This is a genomic window from Bradyrhizobium betae, assembly GCF_050632175.1.
GTDB classification, from domain to species: domain Bacteria; phylum Pseudomonadota; class Alphaproteobacteria; order Rhizobiales; family Xanthobacteraceae; genus Bradyrhizobium; species Bradyrhizobium betae_B.
In genome coordinates, this window is the sequence record NZ_CP192576.1 from 1412330 (window position 1) to 1421875 (window position 9546).

Annotated in this window: 7 protein-coding genes and 2 pseudogenes; 4 read left to right on the forward strand and 5 right to left on the reverse strand. The window is 64.2% G+C overall.

The features are described 5' to 3' along the window. The first annotated feature begins 8 nt into the window (after positions 1–8). The gene (locus ACQ86E_RS07075; protein WP_106948590.1) at positions 9–851 is read left to right on the forward strand and encodes an AAA family ATPase; all 843 of its coding nucleotides are present in this window, start codon (positions 9–11) and stop codon (positions 849–851) included. 1001 nt (positions 852–1852) lie between these two features. On the opposite strand, the pseudogene ACQ86E_RS07080 reads toward ACQ86E_RS07075, so the two are convergent. The 3 genes and pseudogenes from ACQ86E_RS07080 to ACQ86E_RS07090 all read right to left on the reverse strand — a co-directional run bounded on the left by ACQ86E_RS07080 (position 1853) and on the right by ACQ86E_RS07090 (position 5144). Beyond that, positions 1853–3498 (reverse strand): annotated as a pseudogene (locus tag ACQ86E_RS07080) (GMC family oxidoreductase). A gap of 17 nt (positions 3499–3515) precedes the next feature. Continuing rightward, positions 3516–4109: a GNAT family N-acetyltransferase gene (locus ACQ86E_RS07085; RefSeq protein ID WP_015684158.1), complete on the reverse strand. Its 594-nt coding sequence runs from the start codon at positions 4107–4109 to the stop codon at positions 3516–3518. Between the two features lie 108 nt (positions 4110–4217). After that, positions 4218–5144 (reverse strand): SMP-30/gluconolactonase/LRE family protein, encoded by a 927-nt coding sequence (locus tag ACQ86E_RS07090; protein WP_431204804.1) that lies wholly within the window; start codon positions 5142–5144, stop codon positions 4218–4220. A gap of 207 nt (positions 5145–5351) precedes the next feature. Between ACQ86E_RS07090 and ACQ86E_RS07095 the strand changes: the two are divergent. Then, positions 5352–6454, forward strand: a pseudogene (locus tag ACQ86E_RS07095) (mandelate racemase/muconate lactonizing enzyme family protein). Between the two features lie 7 nt (positions 6455–6461). On the opposite strand, the gene ACQ86E_RS07100 reads toward ACQ86E_RS07095, so the two are convergent. Next, complete coding sequence (locus ACQ86E_RS07100) at positions 6462–6806, reverse strand: hypothetical protein (RefSeq protein ID WP_431204805.1); 345 nt, start codon at positions 6804–6806, stop codon at positions 6462–6464. A gap of 185 nt (positions 6807–6991) precedes the next feature. Here ACQ86E_RS07100 and ACQ86E_RS07105 point away from each other — a divergent pair, with 185 nt between their 5' ends. After that, complete coding sequence (locus ACQ86E_RS07105; RefSeq protein WP_431204806.1) at positions 6992–7216, forward strand: hypothetical protein; 225 nt, start codon at positions 6992–6994, stop codon at positions 7214–7216. A gap of 278 nt (positions 7217–7494) precedes the next feature. Here ACQ86E_RS07105 and ACQ86E_RS07110 read toward each other — a convergent pair whose 3' ends face one another. Next, positions 7495–8151 carry a glutathione S-transferase family protein gene (locus ACQ86E_RS07110; RefSeq protein WP_431204807.1) on the reverse strand — a complete coding sequence of 219 codons (657 nt, stop codon included), beginning with the start codon at positions 8149–8151 and terminating at the stop codon, positions 7495–7497. Positions 8152–8320: 169 nt separating this feature from the next. On the opposite strand from ACQ86E_RS07110, the gene ACQ86E_RS07115 reads away from it, so the two are divergent. Continuing rightward, the gene (locus ACQ86E_RS07115) at positions 8321–9544 is read left to right on the forward strand and encodes a polyhydroxyalkanoate depolymerase (RefSeq protein WP_431204808.1); all 1224 of its coding nucleotides are present in this window, start codon (positions 8321–8323) and stop codon (positions 9542–9544) included. Positions 9545–9546 lie beyond the last annotated feature (2 nt).

Below are 9546 nucleotides of genomic sequence, written 5' to 3' on the forward strand. Positions count from 1 at the left end.
GACGCGCGATGAAATTTACCGGCACCAAGGACTATGTTGCGACCGACGATCTCAAGGTCGCCGTCAATGCCTCGATCGTGCTGGAGCGCCCGCTGCTCATCAAGGGCGAGCCCGGCACCGGCAAGACGGTGCTGGCCGAGGAAGTGGCGAAGGCGCTGAACGCGCCGCTTTTGACCTGGCACATCAAGTCCACCACCAAGGCGCAGCAGGGCCTGTATGAATACGACGCGGTGTCGCGCCTGCGCGACAGCCAGCTCGGCGATGCCAGGGTCTCGGACATCAAGAACTACATCAAGCGCGGCAAGCTGTGGGAGGCCTTCGCCGCCGAGCAGCGCCCGGTGCTGCTGATCGACGAGATCGACAAGGCCGACATCGAATTCCCGAACGATCTCCTGCTCGAGCTCGACCGCATGGAATTCCATGTCTACGAGACCGGCGAGACCATCAAGGCGAAGCAGCGCCCGATCATGATGATCACCTCCAACAACGAGAAGGAGCTGCCGGACGCGTTCCTGCGCCGCTGCTTCTTCCACTATATCAAGTTCCCCGACGCCGACACGATGGGCCGCATCGTCGACGTCCACTTCCCCGGCATCAAGAAGCGCCTGGTGGAAGAAGCGCTGCGCATCTTCTTCGAGGTGCGCGAGGTGCCCGGTCTGAAGAAGAAGCCGTCGACGTCCGAGCTTCTGGACTGGCTGAAGCTGTTGCTCAACGAAGACATGAGCGTCGAGCAGCTGCGCGAACGCGACCCGCGCAAGCTGATCCCGCCGCTGCACGGCGCGCTGCTCAAGAACGAGCAGGACGTGCATCTGTTCGAGCGGCTGGCATTTTTGAGCCGACGGGAAGTGTAGAACCACTATCTCTCCCGTCATCCTGAGGTGCGAGACATGGGACGCAACGCGTCCCATGGGGAGCCTCGAAGGATGGAGGGCCACGATGCAGCCGGGCCGTTGCCCTTCGAGGGCCGCTAAAGAAGCGGCCACCTCAGGGCGACGGTGATAGATTAGCACGCCACTCTCTCCCTCGTCATTGCGAGCGCAGCGAAGCAATCCAGAATCCCTCCGCGGTGACAGGCTGGATTGCTTCGCTACGCTCGCAATGACGGAGCAGGGGCATCGACGTTACTCCCACGCGCATTCCAACTCGCGGGCACACCTTCGCAGCCTCGCGGCGCATGTCGCCCGAGCTTTGCTCTCTCCATCGCCCCAAAAGAAAGAGGGCGCAGGGAAGGCCGGGTGCCGGCTGGCACCCACGGTCCGCCGTGCGAAAGCACACGCAGAAAAACTGCACAGCGGCATACAGGTGAAGCCAAACACACGGCCTTCCCTGCGCGATGGTCGGACGGCTTATGCCGTGATCTCCCGGGAGCCGAACTTTCCTTCTGGCCTCCCTCACCCCGCGAATTGACGATGCCGTCCGCCCGGTTGGGCTCGCACACACCTCCGCGACAGCTTGACCGTAGCAACGACGGCCAGGACCACACGGTTTTGCCGTACGCATCAGCGCCGCTCGTCCGCACGAAGCTTCGGGCTCACAGGGACTACCCGCCCTGCCCGCGCCTCTCGCACACGACGCTGCCGCGTCCACCGCAACCCGGCCCGCGTTTCGAACGACTCGCGAACCGCCCCTCTTCGTGGGCCGGGCTGCGTGGATGTATGCCGTAATTCCGAATTTCGGTAAAGTGGAATATTTTTGCGGGGAGGGATTGACGGGATGTTTTGCCCGACGGGACGCGCGAGCCGTACCCTCGTAGGGTGGGCAAAGCGAAAGCGTGCCCACCACTTTTATCGCAACCGCGGAGCGACGGTGGGCACGGCGCCTCGCGCCTTTGCCCACCCTACGCAGCAGTGCCTCACGCCATCACGGCATCCGGAATGCGCGCGGCCTCCATTGGCTGCTTGCCGCGGATGAGATCCGAGGCGCGGTCGGCGATCATCATGGTGGAGGCGTTGAGGTTCGCCGAGATCATGCGCGGCATCACGGAGGCATCGATGACGCGGAGGCCTTCGAGGCCGTGGACGCGGAGCTGGTCGTCGACGACCGCCCAGCTCGAATCCGCCGGGCCCATGCGGCAGGTGCAGCCGGGGTGGAAGGTGGTGGTGCCGCGTTCGGTGGCGGCGGCGAGGAATTCGTCGTCGGTGTTGATGTTCGGCCCCGGGAAATCCTCATAGGCATAATAGGGCGACAGCGGCGCGCTCTTCAAAAGCCTGCGCGCGAGCTTCATACCGCCGACGATGACACGGCGGTCGAGCTCCGCGTCGAGATAGTTGGTCTGGATAATCGGCGGCGCGAACGGATCAGATGAGCGGATGCGGACATAGCCGCGGCTCTCGGGGCGCTGCTGCCAGGACGCGACGGTCATGCCGGGCTCGTCCTCGAGCTGGCCCTGCACGCCCTCCTTGTAGCTTGCCGGCGTGAAGGTGAGCTGCAAGTCGGACGAGTCGGCGCTCTCGCCGGAATGCCAGAAGCAATAGACCATGGTCGGCGACAGCGAGAGCAGGCCTTTGCGCGCGGTGGCCCATTTCAGCGCCTCGATCCACAGCGAGACGCCGCGACGGAGCTCGTTGATGGTCTTGATGTCTTTCACGCGCGCCACCGTGCGGGGGCGTAATGGTCCTGCAGGCCCTCGCCGACGGGGAGCGCATGACGCACGGCGATGCCGTGCTGTTGCAGCAGATCGGGCGAGCCGATGCCGGAGAGCTGCAGCAGTTGCGGCGAATTATAGGTGCCGCCGGAGAGGATGACTTCCTTGTTGGCACGAACCTCGACCGGTGTGCCGCCCTTGCCACCCCTGGTGTAGCGCACACCGACGGCGCGCTTGCCCTCGAAGATGATCTCGGTCGCGTGCGCGTGGGTGTGCACATGCACGTTGGGCCGCTTCATCGCGGGCTTGAGGAACGCGGTCGAACCGGAGACGCGCAGGCCCTTGTCGATGGTGCGCTGGCAGTAGGAGACGCCCTCTTGTATGGCGCCGTTGTAATCGGGATTACGGGGAATGCCGAGGGTCACCGCGCCTTCCATGAAGGCTTCGCAGAGCGGATCGCGCCAGTCCATCGTCGTGACCGTGAGATTGCCGTCGCGACCGCGGAAGGTGTTGTCGCCCTCGCCGACCCGCTTCTCCAGCCGCCTGAAGTAGGGCAGCACGTCGGCATAGCCCCAGCCGCGATTGCCCATCTGCGCCCAGGTATCGAAATCCATCCGCTGGCCGCGGTTGTAGATGTGGCCGTTGATCGAGGACGAGCCGCCGAGCGTCTTGCCGCGCGGCGCATAGATGCTGCGCCCGCCGGTCCAGGGCCCCGGCTCCTGCTGGTAGGCCCAGTTGATGCTCTTCATGTGGAAGGTCTTGATGAAGCCCGCCGGCAGATGGATGTAGGGATGCCAGTCGCTCGGGCCCGCTTCCAGCACGCAGACGCTGGTGCCCGGATCTTCGCTCAGCCGGCTGGTGAGCACACAACCGGCCGAGCCCGCGCCGACGATCACATAATCAAATCTGTCCATGGTGCCTCGGCCGCCGCTCAGCGCGGTTTCTCGTTGAGTTGATAATTCAAATGCGTCCGCACCGTCGGCCATTCGGCGGCGGTGATGCTGTAAACGACCGTGTCGCGCAGCGTGCCGTTCGGCGCGACCTGGTGGCTGCGCAGGATGCCGTCCTGCTTGGCGCCCAGGCGCTCGATCGCATTGCGGCTCTGGTGATTGAAGAAGTGTGTGCGGAATTCCACCGCGATGCAGTCCAGGGTCTCGAAAGCATGGGTGAGCAGCAGCAGCTTGCACTGCGTGTTGAGCGGGCCGCGCTGCGCGCTCTTGCCGTACCAGGTCGAGCCGATCTCGACGCGCCGGTTGGCGGCATCGATGTTCATGTAGGTGGTCTGACCGACGATCTTGCCGCCGGCGTCGAACACGGTGAACGGCAGCATCGAGCCCGCGGCCTGCAGGCCCAGTCGGCGGTCGATCTCCTTGGCCACGTTCTCCGGCGTCGGGATCAGGGTGTACCAGATCTTGTAGATCTCGCCATCCTTCACGGCCTCCACCAGCCCCTCGCGGTGCTGCTGCGACAGCGGCTCGAGACGGGCGTGCTGTCCACGCAGGGTGATGGGATCAGGCCAGGGCATTTGAAGTCTCTCCTTCGTCATTGCGAACGAAGCGAAGCAATCCCGACTCTTGTCGCCGAGGCGGTCTGGATTGCTTCGTCGCTTCGCTCCTCGCAATGACGGCTTGGCTTACTTGTTCAGGAAATTCAACGGCAATCCACCGCGCGGCCAGTCCATGGCGATCAGTTCGCCCTTGCCCGACAGGGTGATGTAGGCGGTTTTCAGGTCGGGGCCGCCGAAGGCGATGTTGGTGGTGACGCGGTCGCCGGTCGGGACCTGCTCGACCAGCGTACCGTCAGGCGCGATCACCGAGATGCAGCCGGAGACGAGCGTGGCGACGCAGACATTGCCGCCTGCTTCGACCGCGAGCGAGTCGAACATCTGGTAGCCGCCGAGGCCGCAGATCGGCTTGCCCCGCTCGCCGCGATAGATCACGTCGCGCGGCTTCAGCGTGCCCGGCGCCGAGAGCTCGTAGGCCCAGAGCCGGCCCGTCGGCGTCTCCGCGATGTAGACCGTATTCTCGTCCGGCGACAGCCCGATACCGTTCGCCGGCAATATGCCGTGCACGACCTCGACGATCTCCGTCATGCCGGGCTTGAGGTAATACATGCCGCCGACGTCCATCTCGCGGGCGCGACGCTTGCCGAGATCGGAGAACCAGAGGCCGCCGTGCTTGTCGAACACCAGATCATTCGGCCCGCGCAGGTCGTGCTCGCCGCATTTGGTCACGACGGTCTCGACCTTGCCGGATTGCAGATCGACGCGCTGGATCGAGCCGCCGAGATAGTCGTCGGGCTGCGGGCCCGGCATGATCATGTTGCGGGTCGGAATCCAGGAGAAGCCGCCATTGTTGCAGAGATAGATCTTGCCGTCGGGACCGAGGGCTGCGCCGTTCGGGCCGCCCGGCACCTTGGCGACGATCTCCTTGCGGCCGTCGGGATAGATTCGGGTCAGGCGCTGGCCGCGGATTTCCACCAGCACCACCGAGCCGTCCGGCATCACGACCGGCCCTTCTGGAAATTCGAGGTCGGTGGCGAGAACGCGAACGTTGGACATGAAGACCCTCCCGGCTGCTTGTTATGGCTTGCGCGGGATGTCCGGCATGGGCCCGCACGCAAGATTTGCCTGCGGTTATGACAAAACAGGTCCGCCTTGCCAAGCAAGCGGGCAGGTATGCCAGCGTTGCGCCACCCCCTACTGGCAACGCCCTCGTATTCGCGGCTACACTCGGCGAAACCGCTCACGAGAAAGAGGAACCGCGTCATGGAAATCACCGATGTGCGGGCGCACCATATCCGCATTCCCTATGACGCCGGTGTCGCGAGCTTTCGCCAGGGCGCGTCCGCGATCTCCGCGCTCGACATGGTGCTTGTCGAGGTCACGACCGATGCCGGACTGACGGGCTGGGGGATGCCTTCGCCTATGTCTGCCCCCGCACCACGCGCAGCGCCGTCGAGGAAATGATCGCGCCGCAAGCCCGCGGGCTGAAGGTGCCTGACGCCGCCGGCATCCCCGCGGCCATGGAGCAGATCCAGCGCAATCTGCACCTGTTCGGCCGCTACGGCATCACCATGTTCGCGATCTCCGGCCTCGACATCGCGCTGTGGGATCTGGCTGCGAAGATCGAGGGCGTGCCGCTGCATCGCCTGCTTGGCGAGACCAGACGTTCGAATATTCCCGCCTATGCGAGCCTGCTGCGGATCGGCTCACCGGAGAACATCGCCGGCGAATGCAGAAAGGCCATGGCGCTCGGCTATGGCGCGATCAAGCTGCATGAGACCACGACACCTGCGATATTTGCCGCACGCGAGGCGATCGGCCCCGACATTCCGCTGATGGTCGACATGAATTGCCCGTTGACGGGCGAGCAGGCGATCGTGTTCGCCAAAGCGTGCAAGGACGCGCAGCCGATGTTTCTGGAGGAGCCGGTCTGGCCGCCGGAAGATTTCACTGCGCTCGCCGAGGTCCGCAGCAAGGGCGGGCTCGGCATCGCCGCCGGCGAGAACGCCTGCACGGAATATCAATTCCGCCAGATGATGAACGCCGGGGCGGTGAGCCACGCCCAGCCGTCGGTGATCAAGGTCGGCGGTATCACGGAGTTTCTGAAGGTTGCATCGCTTGCCGATCAGCTCGGCGTCAAGATCGTCCCGCATTCCCCGTATTTCGGCCCCGGCCTGCTCGCGACGCTTCATCTGCTGGCGGGGCGGGATGACGGGCTTGTCGAGATGTTCTATCTCAAGCGCGAAGCCTGTCTCTGGGGCGGCCGGGCCGATGTCGATGCCACCGGCCATGTCGCGGTGCCGACAGGACCGGGGCTCGGCTACGAGCCCGATCGCGGCGTGATGGAGCGCTATCGCGTCGCGTGATTGCTGCCTATTTTGCCGCATCCTTCGGCGACGGGGCGTCCTGCTTCTTCTTCACATCCTCCGCGATCTTCACCTGCGCGGCCTGGAGATCGCTCACGGTCTTCTGCAAGCCCGCGACGACAGTCTTCAATGCGTCGATCTGGCGATTGGCAGCATCCAGCTTCTGCTGATGATCGAGGGTGAGCTTGCCGATCGTCTTCTGGAGGAAATCGACGTTGCTCTGCAGGCAGCTCGTGCGCCGCTCCATCGTCTTCTCGACGGTGCAGATCTCGATGCCGGGCACGTCCTGCGCGGTCGCCAGCGTGGCGGGCAGCAACATCACGACACAAACGCCGGCGCTTCGAAGCAGCATGCAGGTTCCTCTCCCAAATCGATCACGGCAATGTGCGCTTTTTGCGCGCCGTCGCCGGAGGCTACCACACTCGTACCGCATTCTCGCGTTGAGCTTGGCGTGTTCCCTTGGACGGGGAGCAGCAAACCGTGCGCGGAAGAATTGGGCGCTCTTTTCCGCGACTTTGATTAGGGGAGATTTTTGCGATGGCTACGCGCGACAGACGTCTGGCGGAATTCGATGGTGCCGGAGAACCGCCACCTGGCCTGCCGGTCGAGGTGCTGTGCGAGGATCACAGCGGAACGTATCAACTGCCGTTCGCCTGCCGTTATGTCGAGGGCCGCTGGCAGAATCACGCGGCCGGCGTCGCGGTGGAAGCCACCGTCATCGGCTGGCGCGTCCCGCGGGTGAAGCATTCGGGCGTCGCCTGACGGCGCATTCTGTTCCAAAATGCAACGGGGCCGCGCGCCGCCTTAACCTTCGGAACGCGGCCCGAACGAATCACGTCCGAATCAGCCGAATTAGCCTGTTCCCGGTTGTTCACGGCTAGATGTCGCAAACGGCCTACGCGCGTACACAACATCTGCACGGCGCAGACGCAGGCCAGCTCCAGTGACTGGCGCCAAACGTTAACAACTTCATTGAGGTAGCCACGGAGTTGGCGGCTCAGGCCCTCGCCACGGAAACAGGCAGGGCGGCGCCTGGCTGCCTAATATTCGACCTCAAGCTCCTCGATCTCGGCCGGCTCTTCCTTGGCTGCCGCGATCCATTCCTTCATCTCCGGCATGGCCATGATGGTGTCGGCATAGGCCTTCAACTTCGGCTCGAGCTTGACGTCATAGGTCACGAAGCGCGTCACCACGGGCGCGTACATCGCATCCGCCATGGTGCGCTTATCGCCGAACAGGAACGGGCCGCCGGACTTCTCCAGGCAATCGCGCCAGATCGCCCAGACCCGGTCGATGTCGGCCTGCGCGCGCGACCAGATCTTGAAGCCGGGGAAGTGCCCCTTCAGATTGACCGGCAACGAGGCGCGCAGCGTGGTGAAGCCGGAATGGATTTCGCCGCAGATCGAGCGGCAATGGGCGCGCTGGACGCGGTCCGTGGGCAGCAGCCCGGCATCCGGCATCGCCTCGTTGAGATATTCGCCGATCGCCAGCGTATCCCAGACCGTGGCGCCGTCGTGCCGCAGGCACGGCACCAGGATCGACGACGACAGCAGCAGGATCTCGGCGCGTGCCGACGCATCGTCCGGTGCGGTCACGATCTCCTCGAAATCGAGCCCGGAAAATTTCGTCAGCAGCCAGCCACGCAGCGACCATGACGAGTAGTTCTTGCTGCTGATGGTCAGTGTCGCCTTCGCCATATGGCCCTTCCCTCACGCCTGATACTGGCACCCTGCCCGGCTCGCGGCGTGCCCATGCACTGTGCTTCCCACTAAAAGAGCAGCAAGCGACGTGCCAGTTTTCCGGGCGATTTGACTCTTGTTTGGCTTCGATATTGCATAGCAGCACGGGACAAACGGGCGTTTCAGAATGATGTCGATGAATTATCAGGCGTTTCAGAACCACATGGATTTGACGGCGCCGTTTCGTGCGGGAGCCTCGTCCGCGCTCAGATTCCTCAATCTGGTGCCCCAGGGGACATCGGATCAGGTGTTCGGCCGTCTCTCGGCCGCGCTGGAGATGATCTCGCGCTCCACCCTCACCTATCACCGCCCGGCCTACGGCATCGACAGCGTGATGGTGGGTAACCGCGAAGTCGCGGTCACCGAGGAAATCGCCTACGCCACCCCGTTCGGTTCGCTGCTGCATTTCAAGAAGGAAGGCGTCGGCGAGCAGCCGCGCATGCTGCTGGTGGCGCCGATGTCCGGCCATTTCGCAACGCTGCTGCGCGGCACCGCGAAGACGCTGCTGCAGGACCACGACGTCTACATCACCGACTGGCACAATCCGCGCGACATTCCCCTCAGCGAGGGCCGCTTCGGGCTCGAAGACTACACCGAGCATCTGATCGACTTCCTGGGCCAGCTCGGCCCGCGCCCCCATATGGTGGCGATCTGCCAGCCGTCGGTCTCGGCGCTCGCGGCCGCCGCGATCATGTGCGAGGGCAATCATCCGTCGCGCCCGGCGACGCTGACGCTGATGGCGGGCCCGATCGACACGCGCATCCAGCCGACCAGGGTCAACGAGTTCGCCAAGAGCAGGCCGATCGACTGGTTCGAGCAGAACCTGATCAACTACGTGCCGGTGCAGTGCCGCGGCGCGCTGCGGAAAGTCTATCCCGGCTTCGTCCAGCTCACCGCGTTCGTCTCGATGAATCTCGAGCGCCACATCAAGCAGCACATGGATCTCGCCAACCACCTCGCGAAGGGCGAGAAGGAGAAGGCCGCGACCATCAAGACCTTCTACGACGAATATTTCGCAGTGATGGACCTGCCGGCGGAATTCTACATCGAGACCGTGCGCGACGTGTTCCAGGAGCATCTGCTGCCGCAGGGCAAGCTGATGCACCGCGGACGCCCGGTCGACACCAAGGCCGTCGGCCGCATGGGCCTGATGACGGTGGAAGGCGAGAAGGACGACATCTGCTCGATCGGCCAGACGCTCGCGGCACAGGACCTCTGCACCGGCGTGCGCGCCTATCGCCGCGTCCACCACATGCAGGCCGGCGTCGGCCATTACGGCGTGTTCTCCGGCAAGCGCTGGAATAACGAGATCTATCCGCTGCTGCGGGATTTCGTTCACGTCAATTCGTGAAC

Bases quoted from the DNA above. Each gene is read 5' to 3' on its own strand.
- ACQ86E_RS07075 (WP_106948590.1), top strand. From the start codon at position 9: ATGAAATTTACCGGCACCAAGGACTATGTTGCGACCGACGATCTCAAG.
- ACQ86E_RS07085 (WP_015684158.1), bottom strand. From the start codon at position 4,109: ATGCCCTGGCCTGATCCCATCACCCTGCGTGGACAGCACGCCCGTCTC.
- ACQ86E_RS07110 (WP_431204807.1), bottom strand. From the start codon at position 8,151: ATGGCGAAGGCGACACTGACCATCAGCAGCAAGAACTACTCGTCATGG.
- ACQ86E_RS07100 (WP_431204805.1), bottom strand. From the start codon at position 6,806: ATGCTGCTTCGAAGCGCCGGCGTTTGTGTCGTGATGTTGCTGCCCGCC.
- ACQ86E_RS07105 (WP_431204806.1), top strand. From the start codon at position 6,992: ATGGCTACGCGCGACAGACGTCTGGCGGAATTCGATGGTGCCGGAGAA.
- ACQ86E_RS07090 (WP_431204804.1), bottom strand. From the start codon at position 5,144: ATGTCCAACGTTCGCGTTCTCGCCACCGACCTCGAATTTCCAGAAGGG.
- ACQ86E_RS07115 (WP_431204808.1), top strand. From the start codon at position 8,321: ATGATGTCGATGAATTATCAGGCGTTTCAGAACCACATGGATTTGACG.